The sequence below is a fragment of the Pseudoxanthomonas indica genome, from assembly GCF_900167565.1.
Lineage (GTDB): Bacteria > Pseudomonadota > Gammaproteobacteria > Xanthomonadales > Xanthomonadaceae > Pseudoxanthomonas_A > Pseudoxanthomonas_A indica.
In genome coordinates this window covers 193,169-217,113 of the sequence record NZ_FUZV01000002.1, presented here as the reverse complement: position 1 = coordinate 217,113, position 23,945 = coordinate 193,169, and the positions used below count along the sequence as shown (strand labels likewise).

The 23,945-nt window shown below is 64.2% G+C and carries 23 protein-coding genes; 11 read left to right on the top strand and 12 right to left on the bottom strand.

The genetic code is table 11. The annotated features are described in order from the left end of the window. Nucleotides 1-30 precede the first annotated feature (30 nt). A complete protein-coding gene (locus B5X78_RS11620; protein ID WP_079724704.1) occupies nucleotides 31-789 on the top strand; it encodes an HAD family hydrolase in 759 nt (252 codons plus the stop codon). After that, entirely contained in the window at nucleotides 780-2,150 is a 1,371-nt protein-coding gene (locus tag B5X78_RS11615; RefSeq protein ID WP_079724703.1) for a leucyl aminopeptidase family protein, read from the top strand. Before B5X78_RS11620 ends, B5X78_RS11615 begins: the two co-directional genes overlap by 10 nt. Here B5X78_RS11615 and B5X78_RS11610 read toward each other — a convergent pair. Next, nucleotides 2,138-3,856 (bottom strand): sensor domain-containing diguanylate cyclase, encoded by a 1,719-nt coding sequence (locus B5X78_RS11610; protein ID WP_079724702.1) that lies wholly within the window; start codon nucleotides 3,854-3,856, stop codon nucleotides 2,138-2,140. The two genes, B5X78_RS11615 and B5X78_RS11610, sit on opposite strands and share 13 nt — an antisense overlap. A gap of 1,004 nt (nucleotides 3,857-4,860) precedes the next feature. Here B5X78_RS11610 and B5X78_RS11605 point away from each other — a divergent pair. Genes B5X78_RS11605 through B5X78_RS11590 form a run of 4 tightly spaced genes read left to right on the top strand, consistent with a single transcriptional unit; the run spans nucleotide 4,861 to nucleotide 8,660 of the window. Next, nucleotides 4,861-6,012 carry an SPFH domain-containing protein gene (locus B5X78_RS11605; RefSeq protein WP_079724701.1) on the top strand — a complete coding sequence of 384 codons (1,152 nt, stop codon included), beginning with the start codon at nucleotides 4,861-4,863 and terminating at the stop codon, nucleotides 6,010-6,012. Between the two features lie 21 nt (nucleotides 6,013-6,033). After that, nucleotides 6,034-7,350 (top strand): hypothetical protein, encoded by a 1,317-nt coding sequence (locus B5X78_RS11600; protein WP_079724700.1) that lies wholly within the window; start codon nucleotides 6,034-6,036, stop codon nucleotides 7,348-7,350. Continuing rightward, complete coding sequence (locus B5X78_RS11595; RefSeq protein ID WP_079724699.1) at nucleotides 7,347-7,598, top strand: hypothetical protein; 252 nt, start codon at nucleotides 7,347-7,349, stop codon at nucleotides 7,596-7,598. Before B5X78_RS11600 ends, B5X78_RS11595 begins: the two co-directional genes overlap by 4 nt. A gap of 48 nt (nucleotides 7,599-7,646) precedes the next feature. Beyond that, the gene (locus B5X78_RS11590) at nucleotides 7,647-8,660 is read left to right on the top strand and encodes a hypothetical protein (protein ID WP_139381541.1); all 1,014 of its coding nucleotides are present in this window, start codon (nucleotides 7,647-7,649) and stop codon (nucleotides 8,658-8,660) included. Nucleotides 8,661-8,669: 9 nt separating this feature from the next. On the opposite strand, the gene B5X78_RS11585 is transcribed toward B5X78_RS11590, so the two are convergent. The 6 genes from B5X78_RS11585 to B5X78_RS11565 all read right to left on the bottom strand — a co-directional run bounded on the left by B5X78_RS11585 (nucleotide 8,670) and on the right by B5X78_RS11565 (nucleotide 13,510). Continuing rightward, the gene (locus B5X78_RS11585; RefSeq protein WP_139381631.1) at nucleotides 8,670-9,116 is read right to left on the bottom strand and encodes a YybH family protein; all 447 of its coding nucleotides are present in this window, start codon (nucleotides 9,114-9,116) and stop codon (nucleotides 8,670-8,672) included. A gap of 143 nt (nucleotides 9,117-9,259) precedes the next feature. Next, nucleotides 9,260-9,547 carry a hypothetical protein gene (locus B5X78_RS18455; RefSeq protein ID WP_139381540.1) on the bottom strand — a complete coding sequence of 96 codons (288 nt, stop codon included), beginning with the start codon at nucleotides 9,545-9,547 and terminating at the stop codon, nucleotides 9,260-9,262. A gap of 34 nt (nucleotides 9,548-9,581) precedes the next feature. Beyond that, complete coding sequence (locus B5X78_RS11580) at nucleotides 9,582-11,285, bottom strand: DUF262 domain-containing protein (protein ID WP_079726151.1); 1,704 nt, start codon at nucleotides 11,283-11,285, stop codon at nucleotides 9,582-9,584. Nucleotides 11,286-11,472: 187 nt separating this feature from the next. Then, a complete protein-coding gene (locus B5X78_RS11575; RefSeq protein WP_139381539.1) occupies nucleotides 11,473-12,309 on the bottom strand; it encodes a hypothetical protein in 837 nt (278 codons plus the stop codon). A gap of 23 nt (nucleotides 12,310-12,332) precedes the next feature. Beyond that, the gene (locus B5X78_RS11570; RefSeq protein WP_079724695.1) at nucleotides 12,333-12,836 is read right to left on the bottom strand and encodes a hypothetical protein; all 504 of its coding nucleotides are present in this window, start codon (nucleotides 12,834-12,836) and stop codon (nucleotides 12,333-12,335) included. Then, nucleotides 12,833-13,510 carry a hypothetical protein gene (locus tag B5X78_RS11565; protein WP_079724694.1) on the bottom strand — a complete coding sequence of 226 codons (678 nt, stop codon included), beginning with the start codon at nucleotides 13,508-13,510 and terminating at the stop codon, nucleotides 12,833-12,835. Before B5X78_RS11565 ends, B5X78_RS11570 begins: the two co-directional genes overlap by 4 nt. Nucleotides 13,511-13,876: 366 nt before the next feature. Here B5X78_RS11565 and B5X78_RS11560 point away from each other — a divergent pair, with 366 nt between their 5' ends. Then, the gene (locus B5X78_RS11560) at nucleotides 13,877-14,728 is read left to right on the top strand and encodes a hypothetical protein (protein ID WP_176140848.1); all 852 of its coding nucleotides are present in this window, start codon (nucleotides 13,877-13,879) and stop codon (nucleotides 14,726-14,728) included. Between the two features lie 93 nt (nucleotides 14,729-14,821). Here B5X78_RS11560 and B5X78_RS11555 read toward each other — a convergent pair whose 3' ends face one another. The 5 genes from B5X78_RS11555 to B5X78_RS11535 all read right to left on the bottom strand — a co-directional run bounded on the left by B5X78_RS11555 (nucleotide 14,822) and on the right by B5X78_RS11535 (nucleotide 20,009). After that, the gene (locus B5X78_RS11555) at nucleotides 14,822-15,208 is read right to left on the bottom strand and encodes a hypothetical protein (RefSeq protein ID WP_139381538.1); all 387 of its coding nucleotides are present in this window, start codon (nucleotides 15,206-15,208) and stop codon (nucleotides 14,822-14,824) included. A gap of 191 nt (nucleotides 15,209-15,399) precedes the next feature. Next, entirely contained in the window at nucleotides 15,400-16,710 is a 1,311-nt protein-coding gene (locus tag B5X78_RS11550; RefSeq protein ID WP_079726150.1) for an ABC transporter permease, read from the bottom strand. A gap of 10 nt (nucleotides 16,711-16,720) precedes the next feature. Beyond that, nucleotides 16,721-17,878, bottom strand: a complete 1,158-nt coding sequence (locus tag B5X78_RS11545; RefSeq protein ID WP_079724691.1) for an ABC transporter permease — start codon at nucleotides 17,876-17,878, stop codon at nucleotides 16,721-16,723. 13 nt (nucleotides 17,879-17,891) lie between these two features. Continuing rightward, nucleotides 17,892-18,584: an ABC transporter ATP-binding protein gene (locus B5X78_RS11540; protein ID WP_079724690.1), complete on the bottom strand. Its 693-nt coding sequence runs from the start codon at nucleotides 18,582-18,584 to the stop codon at nucleotides 17,892-17,894. A gap of 174 nt (nucleotides 18,585-18,758) precedes the next feature. Beyond that, nucleotides 18,759-20,009, bottom strand: a complete 1,251-nt coding sequence (locus tag B5X78_RS11535) for an efflux RND transporter periplasmic adaptor subunit (RefSeq protein ID WP_079724689.1) — start codon at nucleotides 20,007-20,009, stop codon at nucleotides 18,759-18,761. A 253-nt stretch (nucleotides 20,010-20,262) separates the two neighbouring features. Between B5X78_RS11535 and B5X78_RS11530 the strand changes: the two genes are divergently transcribed. The 4 genes from B5X78_RS11530 to B5X78_RS11515 are packed head-to-tail and all read left to right on the top strand — an operon-like array spanning nucleotide 20,263 to nucleotide 23,817. After that, a complete protein-coding gene (locus B5X78_RS11530; protein ID WP_229730715.1) occupies nucleotides 20,263-21,177 on the top strand; it encodes an ABC transporter ATP-binding protein in 915 nt (304 codons plus the stop codon). Then, nucleotides 21,177-21,992 (top strand): ABC transporter permease, encoded by an 816-nt coding sequence (locus B5X78_RS11525; RefSeq protein WP_079724687.1) that lies wholly within the window; start codon nucleotides 21,177-21,179, stop codon nucleotides 21,990-21,992. Before B5X78_RS11530 ends, B5X78_RS11525 begins: the two co-directional genes overlap by 1 nt. A gap of 14 nt (nucleotides 21,993-22,006) precedes the next feature. Beyond that, on the top strand, nucleotides 22,007-23,218 hold the full coding sequence (locus B5X78_RS11520) for a sensor histidine kinase (RefSeq protein ID WP_079724686.1): 1,212 nt from the start codon (nucleotides 22,007-22,009) through the stop codon (nucleotides 23,216-23,218). Next, nucleotides 23,215-23,817 carry a response regulator transcription factor gene (locus B5X78_RS11515; RefSeq protein ID WP_079724685.1) on the top strand — a complete coding sequence of 201 codons (603 nt, stop codon included), beginning with the start codon at nucleotides 23,215-23,217 and terminating at the stop codon, nucleotides 23,815-23,817. Before B5X78_RS11520 ends, B5X78_RS11515 begins: the two co-directional genes overlap by 4 nt. The last annotated feature ends 128 nt before the right edge of the window (nucleotides 23,818-23,945 follow it).

Below are 23,945 nucleotides of genomic sequence, written 5' to 3'. Positions count from 1 at the left end.
GGATGACGCGGCAGGCGCTAAAATCGGCGGGTGAACTTTCCTGTCCGCGCCATCACCCTGGATCTCGACGACACCCTGTGGCCGTTCGCGCCCATCGGCGCACGCATCGAACGCGTGCTGCACGACTGGCTGCTGCAGCACAGCCCGGCGACCGCCGAGCAATTTCCGGTCGAAACCATGCGCGCCCTGCGCGAGCAGGTGTTTGCCGATCATCCGCACCTGCTGCATGACCTGAGCGCGCTGCGCCGCCTGACCCTGGAGCTCGCCCTGCAGCGCAGCGGCGCCGACATGGCGTTGCTGGAGCCGGCCTACGAAGTGTTCTATGCCGCGCGCAACCAGGTGGAATGCTATCCCGACGCCATCGACGCACTGGCGCGCATTGCCGCGCGCGTGCCCGTGGCGGCGGTGTCGAACGGCAATGCGGATCTGCAGCGCATCGGCTTGATGCAGCACTTCGCCTTCTCGCTGGGTTCGCGCGAGTTCGGTGCGGCCAAGCCGTCGGCGGGCATTTTCCTGGCCGCCTGTGATCGCCTGGGTGTGCCCGCCGAACACGTCTTGCATGTGGGCGACCACATCGATCTGGACGTGGTCGGCGCCGCGCGCGCTGGTTTGCGCACCTGCTGGCTCAACCGCCACGACGACGCCGGCCAGGTGCTGGCCTGGCCGCATCCGGATCCGCTGCCGGATCTGGAGTTCAACACCTTGACCGCGCTGGCCGACTGGCTGGATGCGCATCCGCAATTTGCCGCAGTCGATTCCGCAATGGAGCCCGCACCCGCATGGACCTGAGCCACGCCTACACCGACGACGCCCGCAATGCGCGTCCCTTGCACGTGGTCGAACGCGCGCATTGGGAGCGGTGGCTGCAGACGCAGACCCCGTCCGTGCGCGCATGGCTGGAGTCGCAACACCTCACCGGCGGCGCTGGCAGCCTGGCCTTGTTGCCGGGCGAAGACGGATTGGCCGGCGCGGTGATCGGCATCGGCGATCCGCTGGACCCGCATAGCTATGCCCACGCGCCTTATGGTTTGCCGGTCGGGCGCTGGACGCTGGCGACGGAACTGCCGGAAGCCGCGCGCCACGCCCTGCAACTGGGATGGGGCCTGGGCGCTTATCGGTTTGATCGCTACAAGACGCCGCCGCGCGCACCCGCGCAGTTGCTGCTGACCGAGGCCGACGCCGAGGCCGATGATCTGTTGACGGCGGCCGTGCGCGTGCGCGACTGGGTCAACACGCCCACCGAGCACATGGGCCCCGAGCAACTGGAAGAAGCCGCGCGCGAAATCGCCGGCATCCATGGCGCGCAAATCGAAGTGATCGCCGGCGACGAGCTGCTGCTGCAGAACTTCCCCGCCATCCATGCGGTGGGTCGCGCCTCGCATCGCGCCCCGCGCCTGATCGTGCTGCGCTGGGGTGATGCCGCGCATCCGCACGTGGCGTTGGTCGGCAAGGGCGTGTGCTTCGACACCGGCGGCTTGGACATCAAGCCGGCCGACGGCATGCGCAACATGAAGAAGGACATGGGCGGCGCGGCGCATGCGCTGGCCCTGGCCGGGCTGATCATGGCGCGCGCCTTGCCGGTGCGGCTGACCCTGCTGATTCCGGCGGTGGAAAACGCGATTGGCCCGGATGCGTTCCGCCCGGGCGAAGTGATCGACACCCGCAAGGGCATCAGCGTGGAAATCGACAACACCGACGCCGAAGGCCGCGTGGTGCTCTGCGATGCGCTCACCTACGCCGCCGAACAGTCACCGCAGCTGGTGCTGGATTTCGCCACGCTCACCGGCGCGGCGCGTATTGCGCTGGGCCCGGAACTGCCGGCGCTGTTCGCCAACGACGATGCGCTGGCCAACGACTGGATCCATGCCGGCCAGCAGTCACGCGATCCGCTCTGGCGGATGCCGCTGTGGCGCCCTTACCTGCGCTACCTGACCAGCCATGTGGCGGACCTGGCCAATGCCGGTTCGCGCATGGGTGGCGCGATCACCGCCGCGCTGTACCTGGAACGCTTCCTGCCGGCAGACTTGCCGTGGGCGCATCTGGATGTGTACGCATGGAATGACAGCGATCGCCCGGGTCGCCCGGCCGGTGGCGAAGCCATGGCCCTGCGCAGCGCCTACGCGATGCTGAAGGCGCGTTACGCCGGCTGATCCTGGATTTCGGCGGCCGACACCACCTGGTTGCGGCCCTCGCGCTTGGCCCGGTACAGCGCCTTGTCCGCGCTGCGCAGCAGACTGTCGCCATCGCGTCCGTGCAGCGGGAAGCTGGCCACGCCGATCGACACGGTCACCGCCGGCAACTCCTGGCCCAGATGGCGGATGCGCATGGTCTCCACCGCCTCGCGGATGGCTTCGGCGCGATCACAGGCGGCCTGCAGATCCGCTTCCGGCAGGATCAGGGTGAACTCTTCGCCGCCGTAGCGGCAGGCGATGTCTTCGTGGCGCGAATGGGTCTGCAGCAACTGGCCGAAGCCGGCGAGCAGAGCATCGCCGCCGACATGGCCGTGCAGATCATTGAAGGTCTTGAAGTGATCCAGATCCAGCATCATCAGCGACAACGGCAGGCCGCGGCGCTCGCAACGCGCCAGTTCGCGTGACAGCGATTCTTCCAGGTAGCGGCGATTGAACAGACCGGTGAGCGGTTCGCGGATCGACTGGATGCGCAGGCGCTCCTGCAGATCCAGGTTGGACAACGCCATCGACAGTTGCTCGGCCGCGGTTTCGGCCAGGTCGAGCCGATCCAGGAACTCGTCATCGGAACTCGACAGATAGAGCAGGCCCATCTGGTTGCCCTGCGCGATCAGCGGAATGCAGGCGGTGGACGGCGTGCGCTGGATCGTCGGCGCGTCGATATGGGTGCAGGCCAGCACTTCGTCGTGCGCCAGGTGCAGATGCGGCTGCCCGCGCCGCAGCGCCCAGCAGGCTTCCAGCGGGAACATCGCCGCGCTGTGCAGTGCATGCGCGCCCCAGTGCGCCACTTCCTCGGCGTAGTCCTGCGAGGAGCGGATGCGATAGAGCGTGCCGCCCACGCCCGGCAACAAACGCGCGAAATGCTGCGCGGCCAGCCGCACGGCCTCGTCGGTACGCACGCAGCTCTGCAGCATGCCGCCATAGCGGCTCAACTCATTGAGGTCGGCGCTGTGCCGCTGCAGGGTGGTGATGTTGGTCTGCAGGCGTTGCTCGGACTCGCTGCTGACCAGTTCGGCCGCGGCGCGGCGACGAATCTCGCCGACCAGCAGCCAGTACACCCAGCCGATCAGGCCCAGCCCCAGCGGAATGCCGAGCAGTGCGATGCCGCGCAGCATCCAGGCGCTGGACTGGCTGGACTGCCCGCGCGCGGCCAGCAGCTCACGCTCGGTGGCCACCAGTTGTTCGGCCTGGTGGCGGATGTTGTTGGACGCATTGCGCACGTCCTGGTTGATGGCGCGCTGCGCCGCCGGCAAACCGCCCAGGCGATAGTTGCCCAAGGTGGCTTCCATCTGCGAGATGCGCCGCTCGATCTCGATGCTCCAGCTGCGCACGCGCGGCGCCTGCACGGGGTTGTCGCGGACCAGGGTCTGCAACTGGGCCAGCAGTTCCGGCAGCTTGTCGCGGCTGCGACCGTAGTCGGCCAGATAGCTCACTTCGCCAGTGAGCAGGTAACCGCGCTGCGCCGACTCGCTGTCGCGCAGCTGCGCTTCGACCGCGCCAATCATCGCGATCACTTCATTGGTGTGCGAGACCTTGTTGGCGTCGGTGATGAAGCGCTGCGCGCCCAGCAGGATGCCCACGCCGATGGCGATGAAGATCAGCGCCGCCGCCAGCAGGCCGTACTGGTTGGCGTAGCGACGGTGCGGCATGGCGGGGGGGCTTGTCATGCGGGTGCAAGCGTACGGGGTGTGGGGGGATTCGACAATGATTTGGGAGGGGATTGTGTGGCAGGGGGCACAGAGTGGGCGCCCTCTGTGGTTGTGGTGGCCATGGCGTTATGGTTGTGGATGCTGGCTTCGCGCTGTTGGTTGGCGCTGGCGCGGGGGGATTTGGGTGGAGTGGTTTTCGCGCGCTCCCCGCGGGGGGTCACTTTTCTTTGCTTGTGCAAAGAAAAGTAACCAAAAGAAAGCACACCCCGGACGTCGCGCCCCCACGGTGAAGCCGTGGGGGTCCGTGGCGCCGGAGCTGATTTTCGGAACACACATCCTGTGTGTCCGAAAACGTCGCGCATCCATGCGCGACGCCCTGCGGGTCTACGCTCCGTCCCCACCGCTCCTAACGGGGCCCGAAAACAAAAAGGCGAGAAGCGGAAGACAGAGCGGCGTGCAGGCTCTCGGTTCTTGGCTCGAAACTAGTGATTTGCTCGCTTTGAGCTTTGAGCTTTGAGCTTTGAGCTTTGAGCTTTGAGCTTTGAGCATTCCAGCTTTTCGGCTTTTCGGCTTTTCGGCTTTTCGGCTTTTCGGCTTTTCGGCTTTTCGGGTCCCCATGAGGCACGGCGAGTGGTTCGGGTAAAACCCGCAGGGCGCCGCGCATGGATGCGCGGCGTTTTTGGACACACAGGATGTGTGCTCCAAAAATTCCCGAACCGGGAGCGGACCCGGAGCGCGCAGCGCGCAGGGCGTGCCGCCTGGGGTGTGTTTTCTTTGGTGACTTTCTTTTGCACAAGAAAAGAAAGTTACCCCTCGCGGGGAGCGCGTAGAAACCAAACCAACGTAGCGCCGCCGCGCCAGCGCCAACCAACGCCCAACCATCACAAGGAACCCACCCATTCAACCGCCGACAAACAAAAAGAGCCCGCCATGACTTCCGGCCTTGTCCGTAACACCCCACTGCTATATTTAGTAGCGCATCCGGGCGCCACGCCCGCCCCCAAAAACGTTAAGGAGTTGTCATGGGTCTCGTACAGGCAGTAGCAGGCGCAGTCGGCGGCGTTCTGGCGGATCAGTGGAAGGACTTCTACACCGTGCCGGCGGGCCTGCCCGCCACTGCGGCGCTGTTCGCCGCCGTGCCGCAGGGCACCAACGCCGGCCGCGGTTCGAACACCAGCGGCTCGTCCAACATCATCAGCAACGGCTCGAAGATCGTCGTGCCCGAAGGCTACGGCCTGCTGCTGTTCCAGGACGGCAAGATCACTGGCTTCGTCGCCGAGCCGGGCGGTTACGAATGGCGCTCGGACGACATCAACTCCCAGTCCATCTTCGCCGGCGACGGCATCGTCAGCCCGCTGATCAAGCAGAGCTGGGAACGCTTCAAGTTCGGCGGCCAGCCGGGCGGCCAGCAGGCGGCGTTCTTCGTATCGCTCAAGGAACTGCCGGACAACCGCTTCGGCACGCAGTCGGAAATCTACTGGGACGACGGCTTCCTCAATACCCAGGTCGGCGCGGTCACGCGCGGCTCGTACACCTTGAAGATTGTCGACCCGATTCTGTTCGTGAAGAACTTCGTGCCGGCCAGCTACCTGCAGCCGGGCAAGGTGTTCGACTTCACCGACATGGACAACGCTGCCGCCGGCCAGCTGTTCAACGAGGTGGTGGGTTCGCTCGCGCCGGCTTTCAGCCTGTACTCCAATGATCCGGCCAAGGGCAATCGCATCACCAAGCTGCAGCAGGATTCGCTGGGCTTTGCCAAGAGTCTGTCCGATGCGGTGGAACAGGGTTATCAGTGGAAGTCCGATCGCGGCCTGGCCATCGTCAAGACCGCCATCGTCTCCATCGAGTACGACGCCAACACGCGCGAACTGCTCAAGACCGTGCAGCGCGCCGATGCGCTGTCGGGCGGGCGTGGCAACTCCAATTTGCAGGCGAGCGTGGCGCAGGGCATCCAGTCGGCAGGCGAGAACGGCGGCGCGGCAGGCCTGGTGGGCGTGGGCATGGCCTCGGGCATGCTCGGTGGTATCGGTGGCCTGCAACAGCCGGTGGCTCCGGCCGCACCCGCTGCCGATGATCCGGTCGCCAAGTTGAAAAAGGCCAAGGAAATGCTGGACCTGGGCTTGATCACGCAGCAGGACTACGACGCACTCAAAGCCAAGGCATTGGGTCTGTAACAGGCAAGGCGCACGACACCCATGTCCGACCCCAAAGTACCGCCGCCGCTACCGGCGGCGTCCGTCACCGGCCCCGGTTCGCCGCGCGACGTACCGCCCCTGCCCGGCCAGTTTCCGGTCGACCCGGCGAGCCTGCCCGACGCCATCCGCGAGGAACTGCAGGCGCCGGATCCGGTGGCGCTGGATACCGCCTCGGCCGAACTCAAGGACGGACTGAACCGCTGCCCGAAGTGCGGCGCCACCGACATCCGCCACAAGCTTGGCAGCGATGTTCTGATCTGCCAGTACTGCCGCCACGAATGGATTGGCGCGCGGGTGGAGGAAGAGTTCGAGCTGGGCGTGGGCCTGGATCAACTGCGCGGCACCATCATCGCCTCGGGCGCACGCGACATCGACGCCGGCACGGCCAGCCTGATGAGCTTCAAGTGCACCGGCTGCGGCGCCGAGGTGACGGTCAATACCGAGAGCACCATGACCGCCCGCTGCCACTGGTGCCGGCATGTGTTCGGCGTCAACGAGCAGGTGGCCAATGGCGCGGTGCCCGATGCGGTGCTGCCGTTCCACATCAGCAAGGAGGATGCGGTGGCGCGCATCCGCCAGTTCGTCGACAAGCGGCGCCTGTTCGCGCTGAAGGCATTCAAGGAGCAGTTCACCCCCGAAAACGTGGTGGGCGTGTACCTGCCTTACATGATCGTCGACAGCAACGTCAGCGCCAGCGTGGCCGGCAAGGGCGAGATCAAGACCCGCGAATACACCCGCGGCAGCGGCGACAAGAAGAAGACCTACTACGACGCCGACGTATACCAGGTGCATCGGCAGGTCGACTTCACCGTGGATGATCTGCCGCTGGAGTCCTCCGCCGAACGCGGCAACCTGGACACGCGCGTCAACACCAACAACATCATCAACACCATCCTGCCGTTCGACACCAAGAACGCGCTGAAGTGGAACGCCTCCTACCTGCTGGGTTTCAGTTCCGAGAAGCGCAACCTGGACGTGGAGAAGATGCGCCCGCGCCTGGAAGACCAGCTGCTGTCCATCGCGCGTTCGCAGGTGGAAGGCTCCGTGCGCCGCTACGATCGCGGCGTGCGCTGGGAGCAGGAACAGCTGGACGTGCATGGCACCCGCTGGGTGTCGATGTACCTGCCGGTCTGGCTGTACTCCTACCACCAGCCCGGTCGCAACGGCGGCATGCTGCACTACATCGCGGTCAACGGCCGCACCGGCGAAACGATGGGCAGCGTGCCGGTACAGCAGTGGAAGCTGTTGCTGGCCGCGCTGACCACCGGTTCGATCATCGAATCCCTCGTACTCTGGTTCCTGGTGGTGGGCTCATGAGCGATGACAGTGGACTCTGGTTGCTGGCCGCAGGCCCGGTGGGCGCCACCGCGCTGTACTGGATGCTGTACCGCTACTACCGCAACACCGACAAGTCGCACGCGTTCGAGCGCGAGACCACGATCGAGGCCAAGCCGATCACCGGCTCGGACAGCAAGGTCGGCACCGTGACCGGGACGCAGGAGACGCGTATCGGCGGCGACAACGTGTACGAGTACCGCAAGCGCGTGCAGAGGAACGGCAAGTAGCGCCTGCCTGGCCTATGATGCGTCCGGGCAGCACGGCGGGCTCCGGACATGATTCGACAGCTGGTCCATCGAATGGCAGGCGAGGCGTCGGCAGCGAACCTCTTTGGCACTGATGCGCTCGACTTGGGCTTGTATGCCGCGCAGGTTTGGGATGCCTTCGAGCAGTCCGCATCCGACCCGCCGAACGATCCGCGTGCTCGTCGTGCCCTGTGGTCAATGGGCGCATTCGCAGCCTTCGCGCCGGACGCAACGCCTGCGTGGGAACATCTCGGGTACAGCTACGCGCTCGAGAATTCCCGCGTCGCGCAGATCTTTCGCCGCGTCGTGCAGGAGTATCGAAGCGGTGAGCGGCTGGGGATACCGAGCGCGCTGACACAACGCTGGGCGGACACCACCGAGGCGCTGCTGGATCCGATTCCTTCCGGTCTCTGGGCATCGCCCGGCCTGGCGCGCCCTGCCCCGGAGTCGGTGCGGCGGAACGCCTACTGGCGCATGTTCGGCATGGAGCTGGCGTTTGGCACGGATCGCAATGAGCCTGCCGCGTTCGACAAGGCCGAGGCGAGCAACTCGGCGTTCGTAGACGTCTTCGAGGCCTTGCTTCGCGCCGTTCGGCGAGTGACGGCCAGGACCGCTCGCCCGTGGATGACCAGCCAGCGCAATCACGCCGTCATCCAGGCGCGCGTGGAAGAGCTGAGAACCTTGCTGCTTGCGCGTCGCCCATTCAACCTGCTTGCGCGGGAAGAGCTGGCCGCCGCCACCGTCATGGGTTGGCTGGAACTGAGCCTACGAGCCGACTCGCCGGTGGTCAAGGATCTGCAGGTGCAGGCAGACACTGCTGCTGCACGGTTGAAGTTGATTGGCGAGCGTGTCGGTCTTCCCGCCCATCACAAGTCGGAAGCCTTGTTTTCGCTTGCTCCCGACTTGTCCTTCCTGCTTCGGGAAATCGAGCGCATCGGCGCGACGGAAGCGACCACCCGGCTATTGCTGCCCGACTCACCGCTAACGCAGGCCGCGCAGAGCGTCAGTGTCCACTGGCGCGAGGCCACGGGCGCAGTGCTCTAGCAGCGTTGCCTAGGGCGCGTCTTTCCGCGGGGGCTTCGGTAGTGCGTTCATGTTGTCCATGTCCGAGAAGATCAGCCACTGGCCTCCCGGGGCACGCCTCAGCGTGAGCGTGAACTTGCCCATGTCGCCGGGGGCATCGCCGTAGCCGTAGGCGCCGATGATGTAGCCGGTGGTGTCATCGACGGCGTAGGCCAGTGCGCGCAGACGCAACGGTGCGCCGCCCTGCTCCTCGTACGCGGCCTGGATCGCGGCCCGCCCGCGGACGGGTGGTTGGTTGCTTTGCAGCACGAATCCGTCTTCCGCGAAGAGCGAGGCGAGCGCCGCAGCATCTCCGGCACGCCATGCGCGCTCGTAGTCGCGGAGGACGCGGTCCAGTTCGGCGGGCAGCGGGTCGTCAGCGCGACCAGGAGCGTGGGTAGCCGCCGGCCCGTCATGTCCAAACGCTCGCGCCGACATCAGCAATCCACCCAAAGCGACGGCAGCAAAGAGCATACGGTTCATAAGTCGAATCCTTTTGTGTAGTCAGCCTGTCTCACGAATCGGAACCAGCAAGAGCCATCCTTCGGCCAGCCCCTTCTCGACTCCCCTTGCCTCGTCTTCTAATCGTCAGACCACCGAGTCAGAAACACACTATCGCTGTTGGCAGACAAGGCATGCATCACGGTACCGAGAGCGCAATGAAACAGCGGTCCACCCCCTGAGCCACGAATGCGTACGAATTTTTTGCCCTCGTCATCTTCAAGTCGAACAACAACGACCTCGTTGTCCGAACGAAGCTCGACGTTATACGCGTGGCCGAGTACAAATTCGGGCCAGGCGGCAAACTCCTTTGCAAGATCTGTAGGCAGCGAGAAGTAGGAATCTATCCGCACATCGCGATTGGACATCGTCATCTTGCCTCGCCAGGCGCTTCTGGACATCTCAGCTCTCGAGGAACTCGTTGAGCTTGGACGCGATCCGAGCGCGCCGTTCCTGCAGAAATTCCAGGTAAGCATCCACGCTCAATAGCGTGTCCTCAGTGGGAATGCACTGGGCGACAAAGGCTGCGCCGCCAGTGCCACTACTGTACTTGTGTATGTACGTCGACGGGGCCTTGTCGCTTATCTGTCTGTTAGTCTTACCAGATATGAATGACAGATTGGAGATATCGTCTGCCTCGCGCAGACTGCGTCCCGCTGCCCTGAGCACCGCCTTGGGAAAGATATGGTGGAACTGCAGCCGGTCCTGGCTCCCCTTGTGATCGAGGGAGATGCGCAGATTCGAACGCCAATCGGTCGCCCCGCCAGCATGAAATGCAAGGAACATCGTCTTGAACAAGGCGCTGCGCTGATTGCGCCCCTCAAGCTCTTCCGCGGTAATGTCCAGGCGACCAAACTGCAGCCGAAGGCGATCAATCATCTCCTGTGTACCGCCGCCTTGTCGCAGTGAGGCCAGATCCTGATCGAGGATGGATTCGCTGGAACCACGCGAGAATCGACCCTTGGCGTTCGCTGCCAGTATCCAGTAGCGCAGTTTGGACGATTCTTCTGGCTTGAGTACGTAGTCGCGCCTATGTCCGAAATAGGCAATTGCAATCAGGATAAACGGCGATGAAAGAAGTGCGGGGCTTGTTATGCCCACATTGCTTCGCATGAAGTTCAATGCGAACTCCATCCCTCTGCGCGATTCCTTCCATGCCGACTTGAGTGTCTCGACATCCAGGCTGCCAACCGTCAAGAACCGGGACTGGCCTGTGGCAAACGCCACCATATTCTTCAGATGAATGCCCAGGTCGAGGTCGAATCCAAGCTGTGCGCAGGACTTCTGGAAGGCTTGGAATTCACTCAGTGAATTTCTCCACTTGGCGGTTATCTGGGCAAGCGCAAGATCGGAACTTCGCAACTTGGCTCCCAGCGAGTTGACACGAACGAATATCTCGGTGACTTCGTCGTATCCCATCGAACTTTCCAGAACATCCATGCGATACACATACTTCCGTATGTCCCGCAGTCTGGCGAGTCGCTTGCTGTATTTCTCAACTCGCGGATCGTCGAAGTCAGCGACACCGGCCTTTCGCAGGAACTCCCTGTCGCTACTGGTCCGGAACACATCGGAGACTTTCACCCAATGCGGATGCTGCTCCAGCTTGCGCGTCGATACGACAAAGGCCATCTTGTTGAAACGCTCCATCAGTTCATCCGCGCTGGAATCCACGTCATCCGCGTCGGTCTCCCCTCCTTCCTCGTCAACATCCGCGTCTTCGTTGACTTCGGTTACGAACGCGAGGTGGTCAGGATGCTCCAGATTGAACAGCAGCTCAATTGGGCGCTTTCGCCCTCGTACTGTCACCGGCTCGCCTCTGACGACAGCCGAGAGCGAGGTAAGGCGCTGCTGGCCATCAAGCAGCAGCTGCGTTGTCTGATAGGGATTGGACTGCTGAGCGATAGCGAAGTCTTGCAGAGGTACGTCTTCGGCAGTCTCCCAAAGCAGGATCGCGCCGGAAGGGTAGCCGCGGTACAGGGAATCCATCAGGTCGCGGACACGTGGAGATCGCCAGACATACCGCCGCTGCATCTCCGGTAGTCTCAGGCGCCCGCGTTCGATCATGCTGACAAGTTCTTCCACCGTTGCTTCCGCTCTGGCCATCTCCATCTCCTTGGTTTGATTTCCAATCAATGCAGCCTGCGAACGCTGTACGTTCCGTCCTCAAGAACTCCGATGAAAAAGCACTTTCCGTCTGACATCCAAGGCCACGCCGATGCATGCGAGGTTTTTCTACTGAGCGCACCAGACATTTCGCCTGAGCACGCACAGGTCCGAGTCCGTCGAAGTGTCAGAACTTCACGAAAACGGTCAGCGTGTACTCGTGTTGCTCCTTGATGACCCGGTCGAACTCGACGGAGAGTTTCACGAAGTTTGGCACCTTCAGTCGCCCCACGACGTTCAAATTGCTCTTCGCTTCGCTGGACAGGTTCAATACCAGCTTTCGGGACTTCAGTTGGTTGGCGCCATCCCGTCGCATCTCGATCAACGTGCGCATGTTCGGATCGTTCAACAATCCGGTTCGACGCAGAAGGCGATCGGCTGCGACGATATCTGCCGGTCCACCGGTGAATACGTCATGCAGGTTCATCTGCGCTCGGAAGGTTTCGAGGTTCTCCGCATCAACAGTCGCTTGGGCGCTCCCGCCCAAGCGCTCGCCCTTCACATCAACCGAGGTCTTGCCGCTGCTGGTGCGGAGATCAATCTGCTCGACAGTGACCTCTTTCGCGCCCAGATGCATGCAAAGCGTGGAGAAGTACATGTGCTTGGCCAGTGCGAAGCGCTGGGGTGCAAGCGAAGCTTCCTCGTAAGTGTTGGAATCAAAGGGGCTTTGAACCAGCACCGTGCCGGGGCGTGCAAGGTTTGCATCGACAATGTTTTCGAGCGCCGTCGATACCCCGCCCTGTGGACGAAGCGGGTATTCCAGTACATACGCCTCTTCATCGAACAATGACTGAGCGGCTCCGGGTTCGTACGCACACTTCTCCAAGTCGTGCTGTTGAAGGATCAGAATTGCCTTCCGACTTCCGGGGTTTTCGGGAAAAGAACCTGTCGCCATTGCTCGAATGCCTTTCGATGCATGTTCGTTGAGAACCGGAGCCGTCATTTCGACCTCGGGTTCGGCCACTTTCAGACTCGCTTTCGTCCTCGCTACCAGCCCCTTTGCCGTAACCAGTAGACGAGCACCAGAAGCGCGAGAGCCAGGCCGCTCAACCCGGCCGTGCGTACCATTCTTCCCACCTTCGATTTTTTTTTTAATGCATCGAACGACACGTCGACCAATTTCAACTGCTCGGGTTGCAGGGTCCGGCCAATCCGCCTTGCAAAGGCGGTGAGGGCAGCGACCGCCATGATTCCATGCCCACCAGTGGCCACCACGCCATTCGGCCCGTAGCAGACGATGGGCGCAATCCGGCCAGCGAGATCGCTCTGAACCGAGGGAATCTCGATGACAAAGTGGGACGCGTCGGCGGTCAACATCACACCGTCCCGCTCGAACAGGCGCGCTCCTTTTTTTATGACGGCCGAGACCTTGGAAACGGCTTCCTGGCGTTGCACCGTGTCGCTGTTCCCCAGGTCGTTGCCATGCACGGTGAAGTGGTCAGGAGACGAGTTATCCAAGGCTTGGGCCCAGAGGATGAACTGGTCTGTCATGAGACCACCTGCCGAAAGATCTGGTAGACCAGCGCTTCCGTGTCCTGGTGCGACTTCATGCTCCCAAGAACCACATTCACCTGCTGCGCACCGCCACCACGCGAGACCAGTTCCGTCACGATGGGTAGCGCCCGGAATCTATCGACGTAGTCTCCGAAGTTGTCGGCTGGAGTGCGGACAAAGTTCGCATCCAGGTCGCAGTGGGTACCGATGATGAAGAAGCGGGGACGTGAGACGCTGGTTTGCAGCCATCCACCGATGTGCTTCAGGTCATCCCTGACTCGGCTCTCGACCTTATGATCGCCTGCAATGAGCCGGTCTGCCCGTAGTAGATAGAAGATGACGTCCGCCTGGTCATGGAGCTGCTTCCATTCTCCGTACGCCGCCTTGTCGCCCGACACGTCGAGTGAGCTCTTTACCTTCAGGTCCAGATCGTGCAGCTGAAAGCGGCGGGACGCGGACTTCTCAGGGGCGACCGTTTGTTTGTACTCCGCAGGGATGGAGCCGGTGGCCAGAAACTTCACCAGGTGCGTTTTGCCCACGCCGCGTGCACCCAGGACAGCGAGCCTTTTGCCTCGCAGCGCCACCATGATGGCATCCCACTTCACCGTGATGGCGGTCCCTGCAAGAAGGGTTACAACACCAATCACTATCGGAATAAAGGGCAAAGGCATTCAATGGCTCTCATCGGGTGAGACGGTTTATGCGCCGCCACTCAACGGTATCGTGTTGACTACGTTCTTACGTCTCGCGACGCGGCAGTTCAATCAGGCCACACCGCACCGGATGGTGGCTTATCCCCTGGAACGACTCGATTTTAGGGCCGCTTTGTCTTGCTCACAAGTCGACACCTGCCCGCTCGGCCCATCAGAAAGACGGTGGCGTGGCTGGGTCGGATGCAACTTGATGACGGCCAGCAGAAACCCGGGGCAGCGGGTACCGACTTTGCCCCTGCCGTCCACTGCACCGGGGACGTGCATATGCGACCTGATCAGCGCCTACTATACGGGCCCTGTCGCAGCACCTGCCCCGGAGGAACCATGTCCTTCTTCCTGATCGTCAAGCTGGTGATTGTCATCAGTGTGGTCCTCAGTGCCATGGCGCTGGCCATGCGAGCGAGCGCGGAGCAGATGCTGTACCTGCTGAGTCGCCCGGCGGTTGCATTGCGCGCCGCCATCTCGCTGTACGTCGTCGTGCCGGTGATCGCCTCGCTGGCCATCCTGCTGGTCGACCCACGCCCTGGCGTGGCGCTGGCTTTGCTGGTGTTGTCGCTGGCTCCGGTCCCGCCGCTGCTGCCCAAGAAGCAACTGAAGTCGGGCGGCGACGGCGCCTACATCCTGGGCTTGCTGGTATTCGCCGCGCTCGCGTCGCTGCTGCTGATGCCGCTCGGGTTGCCGCTGCTGACGTCCCTGTTCGGCCACAACCTGCAGGTACCGACCGCGCCCATCGCCAAGACGCTGGCCATCACGGTTGCCGGCCCCATGCTGCTGGGTTTGATTGCGCAGAAGGCGCTGGGCCCCCGCGCCGACCGCGTCGCTTACCTGATCGCCAAGGCCGGATTCGTGCTGCTGGTGGTGGGATCGGTGCTGGCCGTGGCGATGCTCGCCCCCGCGCTGTGGCGTTTGATCGGCGGCGGCACCTTGCTGGTGATGCTGCTGGTGATCGTGGCGGCGCTGGCCGCCGGCTATCTGCTGGGCGGCCCCACGAGGAGTACGCGCACCGCCTTGGCGCTGGCTTCGGCGACGCGGCATCCCGGCGTGGCCATCGGCGTGATTGGATCCAGTCTGCCCGAGGCCAAGCTGGCGGCGCTGGCCGTGTTGATCTACGTGCTGCTCAACGTAGTCGTGGGCATTCCGTTCGTCATGGCCGCTCGGCGGCGTGCGGGCCGCTGAATAATCGACGGGCTCGCGGCCGGTCAGCCGCGATCCCGCTTACCTGCGTGTGCTGAGCGGCTTGCCCCTGCGTGGCTCGGCTGCAGGCTCCAACTAGCGTGCATCCGGCGCTTGCAAGAGATTGATCTCGGCCTTCCCGTCCTGGTCCAACAGCTGCGTCCAGCGGGTCGCGAGTTGCCCCTCGCGGAACTGGAACACCTCGATGTGATAGCCCCGTCCGCCTCGTTCCAAAGCAACTGCAACGAGATCACTGGATCGGCAGGCGGTCAGGAATCGGTTTGAAGCGAGGTCGCCGCTGACGACATCGGTGGCATTGAAGCGCGCACCTTCTTCCGCAATCGGGCCAATGAGGGTTTCCAGATCCTCGCGGATGCCGGCCGGTACTTCCTGCCATTGCTCAAGGGGGGTGCAGCTGGGCTGCTCCTCTGCTTGCGCGGAGCCTATGACCAACAGCAGCACAAACGTTCGGACCACTCTCATGATTCCCCACCCCATGACCGAATGCCGGATACGCATAGAGGAATTTCCCTGCACAGCCATCAGAAGTATCGCAGGCCACGCACCGGCATTACCTGATATCCCCACTGGCAGCCCACTCGCTACGGCACCCCAGCCACCCGATGACGCGAACAAAAACCCCGGCCTGGCCGGGGTTTTTGTGGGTGCTTGCCTCACAGCGCCCTGAGCGCCGTCGTAATCGGCAACCTGGCCGCCCGCAACGCCGGGAACAAGCCGCCAATCAAACCAATCGCCAGCGCCCACTTGAGCCCATTCCACAGCAGTTCCGGCGAGACCTTGAACTGGAACACCACCTGGCTGAAGTTGTTGCCCAGCGTGGACACGCTGTAGCCATTGAACACCGCCCAGGCCAGCAAGCCACCGAGCAGGCCACCGACCAGCGCCAGCAGCATGGTCTCCAGCATCACCGCCATCACCACCGGCAGGCCGCGGAAGCCAATCGCGCGCATGGTGGCGATTTCGCGGGCGCGTCCGGCGACGGCCGCATACATGGTGTTGAGCGCACCGAACACCGCGCCGAAGGCCATGATCACGCCGATGATCTTGCCGATCACGTTGAGCACCTTGGACAACTGGCCGGACTGCTTTGCGTAGTAGGCCTTGGTGGTTTCCACGTCCAGCTTCAGGCGCGGATCCGCGTCCACCGCCGCCTTGAACTGATCGAAGCCCGCCTTGCCTTCGGTGCGCACGGTGATCGACTGGTAGGCGCGGCGGTTGTAGGTGGAGCCCAGGGTTTCGGCATCGCCCCAGATTTCGGAGTCATGCGAATCGCCGGATGCGAAGCGCCCCACCACGGTCCATTCCTGGTTGCCCAGGTTGATCTTGTTGCCGACCTTGAGGCCACGGAACTGGCCCGCTGCGCCGGTGCCGACCACGATCTCGCGCAGGCCGGGAGCGAACTTGCGCCCTTCGACCAGCTTGATCTTGTCGCCGCGCACCAACCAGGCATCCTCGCCCACGCCGCGGAACTGCGCGTTGGCGTCGGTGCCGTCTTCCATGCTGGGCAGGTTGACGATCTGCGAGAGCTCGGCCGACAACAGCGGCTTGCCGCTCGGTCCCTTGGCGATGCCAGGCAGGCTGGTGAGCAGCGGCGCCTGATCACGCGTGAGCACGGAGTTGGTCTCGGCCTGCGAACCACCGCGCAACACGATGGCGGTGTTTTCATCGCCGGTGCGATCCAGCGTGGCCTTGAAGCCCTCGCCCATCGCCAGCATGGCCACCAGCACCGCGACCACGCCGGCAATGCCGACCACGATCACCGAGGAGGCGCCCCAACGCTGCGGCAGGCTGGCGATACCGATGCCGGCAGCCGCCAGCGACAGCCGGCCGGTGCGGGTGAACACCAGCCATAGCGCCAGCAGCACCGCGACGCCCAGCAGCGCCCACCACGGCGCGGCAATCCACAGGATCAGGCCGACGATCAGCGCGAGTACGGAGAGAATGTTTGCAATCCACTTGGGCATGTCGTTCTCCTCAGCGTCCGGCCAGTGCGTCGACAATCTTCAGCCGCTTGGCGCGCAGGGCCGGCAACAGGCCGACCACGATGCCAATGACCACCATCAGTACCAGCGCGACGATCCAGGTCTGCATCGGCATGCCCGGCAGGCTGATCATTCCCTGGCTGGCGCCAGTGAGGATCGGCATGATGATCGAGGCCAGGCCCATGCCAATCATGCCGCCCAGCACGATCAGCAACACCGATTCGATCATCACCAGCGTCAGCACCGTGCCGTCGCGGAAACCCAACGTCTTGAGCACCGCCAGTTCCGGGATGCGCTCGCGCACCGCCTGCGACATGGTGTTGCCGGTCAGCAGCAGCAAAGTGAAGAACACCGCCGCCATGATGCCGGTGACGATCAGGCCGATATCGCCAATCTGCTTGGCGAATGCCTGTTGGAAGGCCGACTCGGTCTGGCTCTTGGTCTCGTGATCGGAATTGGCCGACAGCGCATCGATGGCCTTGGACACCTGGTTGGCCTGCTGCGCATTGGCCAGGGTCACGGTGTACCAGCTGACCTGGTTCTTGATGTAGTCGTTGGACTCGTCGAAGTATTTCCAGTTCATCATCAACTGGTTTTCGGCGCCGACGTTCTTCGGGTCCTTGACCTTGAAGATGGCCTTGAGCTGCAAGGGCCAGTCATTGCTGCCGCCGCGCGGGAAGATCGTGGCCTGCAGCGGGATGGTGTCGCCCACCTTCCAGCCGTGCTTCTTGGCCAGCACTTCACCGACGATGGCGCCGTCGCGGGTATCCACGAATGCCTTGAGCTGGTCCGGCGGCACTTCGTACTCGGTGTAGACGTCGAAGAAATTGGGACCGACCGAAAAGTTGGGGAAGAAGTTCTTCGGATCCTGGTAGATGCCGCCGAACCACATCGCGTAGGTGGCCCGCTTCACCCCGGGGATCTGTTCGATCTTGGGCAGCAGGTTGATCGGCAGCGATTGGGTGATGGACAGGCGTGAGGACACCACCAGGCGGTTGGCACCGTCGACGCTGCCGCCCGAGTTGAAGGCCACGCGCACGGCATCGAGCATGCCGAACAGCATGAAAGCCACCACCACCGAGAACAGGGTCAGCAGCGTCCGCGTCTTGCTGCGGAACAGCTGCGCCCAGATAAGCGAGAAATATTTCATCGCGATCTCCGGATCAGTGGGCCAGGGCCGGGGCGTCCACCAGCTCGCCCTTGTCGAGGTGGATGGTGTGGGTGGCGTACTCGGCGGCCTTGGGATCGTGGGTGACCATGATGATGGTCTTGCCATGATCGCGATTGAGCATCTGCAGCAGGTTGAGGATTTCCTCGGCCGAGTGGCGATCCAGATCGCCGGTGGGCTCATCGCAGATCAGGAAGGTCGGATCCGAGACGATCGCGCGGGCGATGGCCACGCGCTGCTGCTGGCCGCCGGACAGTTCGTTGGGGCGATGCGAGCCGCGCTCGGCCAGGCCGACCAGCTGCAGGGCGATCTCGGCATTGCGCTTGCGCTGGGCGGCGCTGAGGTTGGTCAGCAACAGCGGCAGCTCCACGTTCTTCTGCGCGGTCAGCATCGGCATCAGGTTGTAGAACTGGAACACGAAGCCGACGTGGTGGCTGCGCCACGCCGCCAGCTGCGCTCCGGACATGCGATCGATGCGCTCGCCTTCAATCTCGATTTCGCCAGAGCTGGGGGTGTCCAGGCCGCCAATCAGGTTGAGCAGGGTGGTCTTGCCCGAGCCGGACGGGCCCATCAGCGCGACAAAGTCGCCCTTGGGAATATCCAGGTTCAATCCGTTGAGCACGTGCACCTGCTCCGGGCCGCGCTGGTAGGACTTGTCGAGGTTGCGAATGGTGACCAGGGAGGACATCGTGGTTTCCTTCTATGGAGTTCGATGGACGAGGCCCAGAACTTCAACGGGCCACGCGGCCTTGCAATGGTGCGATGTTGCCCGGATCGCGCTGCGCTCCGGTGACGACGCCGCGCAGCCTGCGTGGCGCCGGTCGCAGCAGGCGCGACAACGCGCCTGGACTGCGCAGGTTTTCTACTCTTCCTTGCCTTCCTCGGCCAGGCGGACCTTGCTGCCGTCCTTCAGTTCATCCGGCGGGTTCAGCACGACGGTGTCGCCGGCGCTCAGGCCAGACAGCACCTGGCGATCATCACCCAGCGCGCGGCCGACCTTGAGCGTGCGCTGCTCGACGGTGTTCTCCGGCGTCAATGCAAAGGCCACCTGCTGGCCAGCACGCTCGACCACCGAGGCGCCCGGTGCACGCACGCCCTGCGGCTGGCTCTGCTCGGCCGGGCGCGCGGCTTCCAGGAAGCTCACCCGCACGCCCATGTCCGGCACGATGCGCGGATCCTTCACCTTCAGCGCAATGCGCACCTTGACCGTGGCCTTGCCGCGATCGGCAGTGGGGATGATGGCGATCACCTCGGCCGGGATCTTCCAGTCCGGGTAGGCGTTCAAGGTGGCTTCCACCGGCATCTTGGGCTGCACGCGGCCGATGTAGGACTCGCCCACGTCCACTTCCACTTCCAGCGAGTCCATGTCGACGATGGTGCCGATGCCGGTTCGGGTGAAGCCACCGCCGGCCGACAGCGGCGAGACGATTTCGCCGGGCTGTGCGGCCTTGGCGATCACCACGCCGGAGAACGGTGCGCGCACCACGGTATTGTCCTGGCCAATCACGGCGATGCGCAGGCGGTCGGCGGCGGCGCGTTCGTTGCGCTGGGCGGAGATGGCCTGTGCGCGCAGGGCGTCGCGCTCGGCGATGGCCTGGTCGTAGGCGGCGCGCGAGACCAGCTGGGTGTTCACCAGTTGGTTGAGGCGGCGCACATTGGCCTCGCCTTCCTTCAACTGCGCGGCCACGCCGGTGGCGTTGCTGCGTGCGGCCTGCAACAGGCTCTCGGCCAGCGCGCGCTCGGCGTCGGCGTCAATCGGCTCCAGCCGCGCCAGCACCTGGTTGGCTTCCACCCGCATGCCTTCTTCGATCAGCACTTCCTGGACCTTGCCAGTGACCTTGGACGAGACCGTGGCCATGCGCCGCGCCACCACATAGCCGGTGGCGTCCAGCACCGACGCCGACGCGCTGCCGCTGCTGATGGCGGCTACCGGCGCGGTGGTCACTTCGATGCCCTTGTCGCGGCCGAACAACGCCCAGCCGGCGATGGCCAGGATGACCAGCAGCACCACCACGCCCAGCCCGATCCACAACCCGCGCCGCGAGGGCGGCTGCGAGGGCGGGGCTTTGCGATCGATGCGGAGTTCCTTCAGCAGGTCAGCAGAACTGTTCATACCGTATCCAGACGGAGAATGACGAAAAGTGTGACCGGCCGAGCGTACCCAGCCCAGTTGCCGGAAGTCACTTCATGAGGGGCGCGGGGCGAAGGCGGCGCCACGATAGGGACACAGGATGCCGCGAATGGGCGCCGGGGCCAAGTGACAGCTGTCATCCGCATTCCATGTGAATCGCCACTGCCGGCCTCCGCGCCTGCGTCCTAGTCTTGCCGCCACATCCCCCGTTGGAGCGGCGGCAATGGAGACAGGCATGGTACCGGTGGCTCGTTTGCATGGCGTGCGCAAACGCTACGGCACGGTGCAGGCGCTGGACGGGCTGGATCTGGCGATCACGCCGGGACAACTGCTGGCCTTGCTGGGACCCAATGGCGCCGGCAAGACCACCGCGATCCAGTTGCTGCTGGGCTTGCAGACACCGGATGCGGGCCAGGTGGAACTGTTTGCACGTTCACCGCGCGATATCGCCGCCCGTCGCGGCATGGGCGTGATGCTGCAGAGCGCGGGGATTTCCGACCATCTGCGGGTGGACGAGCTGCTCGCGCTGACCCGCAGCTATTACCCGCAGCCGCGCAGTGTGGCGGATTGTGTGGCGATGGCCGGTCTGCAGGGTTTGCTGGATCGCCGCTATGGCCGGCTGTCAGGGGGCCAGCAACGACGCGTGCAGTTTGCGCTGGCGATCTGCGGACGGCCGCGTCTGCTGGTGCTGGATGAACCGACCACCGGCCTGGATATCGAGGCCCGGCAGATCCTGTGGGCGACCCTGCGCGAACTGGTGGCGCAAGGCACCGCCGTGCTGCTGACCACCCACTATCTGGAAGAGGGCGAGGCGCTGGCCGATCGGGTCAACGTGATCCTGGCCGGGCGCTGCATTGCCGAAGGCAGCGTGGCGCAGATTCGTGCGCACGTGGCGCAGCGGCGCGTGCGCTGCCTGTCCGCGCTCGACGCGGAGGCGATCGCGCAATGGCCGCACGTGCGCCACGCGCGGCGCGAGGGTGCGCGCCTGGAGATCGTGGTGGATGAAGCCGAAGACGTGGTGCGTCGTCTGCTGGCCGAAGACGCCGCGCTGTCGGAGCTGGAAGTGCAGCGCGCCGGTCTGGCCGATGCCTTCCTGGCGCTGACCCAGGACGCCGATGCCCACTCCCGTACTTCGCAGGAAGCCGCCTGATGGATACGCACGCCGACAACCTGCCCGGTCATGGCACCCGCAACAACAGCCCCCGCGCCGACCGCCGCATCGCCTGGTCGCCTGTACGCGCCTACGTGCTGGAAGCGCGCTACGAATTCCTGCGCCTGCTGCGCTCGCCTTCGTTCTCCGTGCCGACGCTGCTGTTCCCGGCGCTGTTCTATCTCTTGTTCGGCGTGCTGATGGGATCGCGCGGTCATGCCGGTGCATCGCAGTACCTGCTGGCCACCTACGGCGTGTTCGGGGTGATGGGCGTGTCCTTGTTCGGCTTTGGCGTGAGCGTGGCGCTGGATCGCGAGCGCGGCCTGCTGACCTGGAAGCGCGCCCTGCCGATGCCGCCCGGCGCCTATCTGCTGGCAAAGATGGCGATGGCGATGATCTTCAGCGCGATCATCAGCCTGCTGCTGGCGATGATCGCGTTCACCGCCGCGGGCGTGCAGCTGTCCGCCGGGCAATGGGCGCTGCTGTGGCTGATCAACGTGCTGGGCGTGTTGCCGTTCTCCGCGCTGGGGCTGTGGCTGGGCAATCTGATCGGTGGTCAGGGCGCGCCGGCGGTGGTCAACCTGGTCTACCTGCCGATGGCTTTCCTGTCCGGGCTGTGGCTGCCGCTGAGCCTGTTGCCGGATGCGCTGGCGCGCGCCGCGCCGATCTGGCCGTCGTATCATCTGGCCCAGCTTGCGTTGCGGGTGGTCGGCAAGGATGCGGGCCAAGCGGTGACCGTGCATGTCGCCGTGCTGACGGGGGTCACGCTGATCTTTGCGGTACTGGCCGCACGGCGCCTGGCCCGGCGCTCATGATTGAACGGAGAAGCATGGTGTTCTGGCTGTTCCCCCCTTCCGCCGAAAACTCGCTCTCGCGCGTGCACGAACGCCGCAGCGTGCATCGGCGTGGAATCGCCAATCGCTACTTCCCGTTGTTGATGCTGGTGTGGTCGGTGTGGATTTTCATCACGCCGTTGTACGAGCCGCAGTTCTTCCCGCACTGGCTATGGCCGACGCTGGCCAGCTATGCGCTGTTCCTGGGCATGTTCTACGCCGCCTACTACTGCGACCGGCGCTGGTTGCTGGCCAACGCGCTGGGCATCGCGCTGCTGGGCTATCTGCTGGTGCCGTTCAATCCGGGTGGGCAGAGCTATCTGATCTATTCCTGCGCGTTCCTGGCGTTCTGCGGCCCGCCCAAGCGGGTGATTGCCTGGATGCTGGGTTTGCTGGCGATCTTTTCAATCGAGTGGCAGCTGATTGGCTGGCCGGTGATCTACCTGCTCAGCACGGTCATGGTCAGCCTGGCGGTGGGACTGATGAACATCAGTTTCGCCCGCAAGGCCCGCGCCGATGCCGCGTTGATGCTCAGCCATGAGGAAGTGCGCCGGCTGGCGGCGGTAGCCGAGCGCGAGCGCATCGGCCGCGATCTGCATGACCTGCTCGGCCACACACTGTCACTGGTCGCACTGAAGTCCGATCTGGCCGGGCGCTTGATTGACCGCGATCCCGCTGCCGCGCGGCGCGAGATAGACGATGTCAGCCGGGTCGCCCGCGATGCGCTGGCGCAGGTGCGCAGTGCGGTCACCGGCATCCGCGCGGCCGGGTTGGCGGCGGAACTGGCGTCGGCGCGCCTGCTGCTGGAATCCGACGGCGTTGCCATGACCTGCCCGCCCGATCTGCCTGCGTTGTCACCCGAGCTCGAATCCGTGCTGGCGCTGACCCTGCGCGAAGCCATCACCAATCTGCAGCGGCATGCGCGTGCGACCACCGCCGATATCCGCCTGCAGCAGGAAGATGGCCAGCTGCGACTGGTGATCCAGGACAACGGCCGCGGCGGGGCGATTGTGCCGGGCAATGGCTTGAGCGGCATGCGTGAGCGGCTGGAGGCGATCGGCGGCAGCCTGCGCGTGGATGCGCAACCGTTCCGTGGCATGCGTCTGGAAGCGGTGGTGCCGTGGCCGGGCGTTTCGGCAGCGGCGGTGGCGTCGACGGCCGAAGACGGCGCCCTGCGTGCGGGTTCCGGGGCGGGAGCACGCGCATGATCCGCGTGCTGCTGGCCGAGGACCAGGCCATGCTGCGCAGCGCGCTGGCGGCCCTGTTGAACCTGGAAGCGGACATCGAGGTGGTCTCGGCGGTAGGCGATGGCGAAAGCGCCTGGCGCGAACTGCAACGCTGCCAACCGGACCTGTTGGTGACCGATATCGAGATGCCCGGCCTGACCGGCATCGAACTGGCACAGCGCATCCAGCGTAATGAACTTCCGATCCGGGTGGTGATCGTCACCACCTTCGCGCGTGCCGGCTATCTGCGGCGTGCGCTGGAAGCGGGTGTATGCGGCTATCTGCTCAAGGACGCACCGGCCGAGCAACTGGCCGATGCGCTGCGCAAGGTGCAGGCTGGCGGCAAGGTGATCGATCCGCAGCTGGCGATGGATGCGTGGTCGAGTGCGGATCCCTTGAATGACCGCGAGCGGCATATCCTGCGCCTGGCCGGCGAAGGATTGTCGGCCGCCGACATCGCCAAACAGCTGAGTTTGTCGCAAGGGACAGTGCGCAACTATCTGTCCGAAGCGATTGGAAAGTTGGGCGTGAGCAATCGTATCGAGGCCTATCGGTTGGCCCGGCAGCGCGGCCTGCTCTGATTCATCGCCCGCACCATCGGTATCGCCATCGCAGCGCAAGCGCGCGGCGCTGATTGCGTGGCAGCGGCAAGCGCCGCATCGGCATTGCCCGCATAGCGCGCATCCTTTCGTCAGTCTGCCGTCAACGC

Excerpts from the sequence above, each read along its gene's own strand:
- B5X78_RS11615 (WP_079724703.1), top strand. The coding sequence starts at position 780 with ATGGACCTGAGCCACGCCTACACCGACGACGCCCGCAATGCGCGTCCC.
- B5X78_RS11610 (WP_079724702.1), bottom strand. The coding sequence starts at position 3,856 with ATGACAAGCCCCCCCGCCATGCCGCACCGTCGCTACGCCAACCAGTAC.
- B5X78_RS11605 (WP_079724701.1), top strand. The coding sequence starts at position 4,861 with ATGGGTCTCGTACAGGCAGTAGCAGGCGCAGTCGGCGGCGTTCTGGCG.
- B5X78_RS11600 (WP_079724700.1), top strand. The coding sequence starts at position 6,034 with ATGTCCGACCCCAAAGTACCGCCGCCGCTACCGGCGGCGTCCGTCACC.
- B5X78_RS11595 (WP_079724699.1), top strand. The coding sequence starts at position 7,347 with ATGAGCGATGACAGTGGACTCTGGTTGCTGGCCGCAGGCCCGGTGGGC.
- B5X78_RS11590 (WP_139381541.1), top strand. The coding sequence starts at position 7,647 with ATGATTCGACAGCTGGTCCATCGAATGGCAGGCGAGGCGTCGGCAGCG.
- B5X78_RS11585 (WP_139381631.1), bottom strand. The coding sequence starts at position 9,116 with ATGTCGGCGCGAGCGTTTGGACATGACGGGCCGGCGGCTACCCACGCT.
- B5X78_RS18455 (WP_139381540.1), bottom strand. The coding sequence starts at position 9,547 with ATGTCCAATCGCGATGTGCGGATAGATTCCTACTTCTCGCTGCCTACA.
- B5X78_RS11580 (WP_079726151.1), bottom strand. The coding sequence starts at position 11,285 with ATGGCCAGAGCGGAAGCAACGGTGGAAGAACTTGTCAGCATGATCGAA.
- B5X78_RS11570 (WP_079724695.1), bottom strand. The coding sequence starts at position 12,836 with ATGACAGACCAGTTCATCCTCTGGGCCCAAGCCTTGGATAACTCGTCT.
- B5X78_RS11565 (WP_079724694.1), bottom strand. The coding sequence starts at position 13,510 with ATGCCTTTGCCCTTTATTCCGATAGTGATTGGTGTTGTAACCCTTCTT.
- B5X78_RS11560 (WP_176140848.1), top strand. The coding sequence starts at position 13,877 with ATGTCCTTCTTCCTGATCGTCAAGCTGGTGATTGTCATCAGTGTGGTC.
- B5X78_RS11555 (WP_139381538.1), bottom strand. The coding sequence starts at position 15,208 with ATGAGAGTGGTCCGAACGTTTGTGCTGCTGTTGGTCATAGGCTCCGCG.
- B5X78_RS11550 (WP_079726150.1), bottom strand. The coding sequence starts at position 16,710 with ATGCCCAAGTGGATTGCAAACATTCTCTCCGTACTCGCGCTGATCGTC.
- B5X78_RS11545 (WP_079724691.1), bottom strand. The coding sequence starts at position 17,878 with ATGAAATATTTCTCGCTTATCTGGGCGCAGCTGTTCCGCAGCAAGACG.
- B5X78_RS11540 (WP_079724690.1), bottom strand. The coding sequence starts at position 18,584 with ATGTCCTCCCTGGTCACCATTCGCAACCTCGACAAGTCCTACCAGCGC.
- B5X78_RS11535 (WP_079724689.1), bottom strand. The coding sequence starts at position 20,009 with ATGAACAGTTCTGCTGACCTGCTGAAGGAACTCCGCATCGATCGCAAA.
- B5X78_RS11530 (WP_229730715.1), top strand. The coding sequence starts at position 20,263 with ATGGTACCGGTGGCTCGTTTGCATGGCGTGCGCAAACGCTACGGCACG.
- B5X78_RS11525 (WP_079724687.1), top strand. The coding sequence starts at position 21,177 with ATGGATACGCACGCCGACAACCTGCCCGGTCATGGCACCCGCAACAAC.
- B5X78_RS11520 (WP_079724686.1), top strand. The coding sequence starts at position 22,007 with ATGGTGTTCTGGCTGTTCCCCCCTTCCGCCGAAAACTCGCTCTCGCGC.
- B5X78_RS11515 (WP_079724685.1), top strand. The coding sequence starts at position 23,215 with ATGATCCGCGTGCTGCTGGCCGAGGACCAGGCCATGCTGCGCAGCGCG.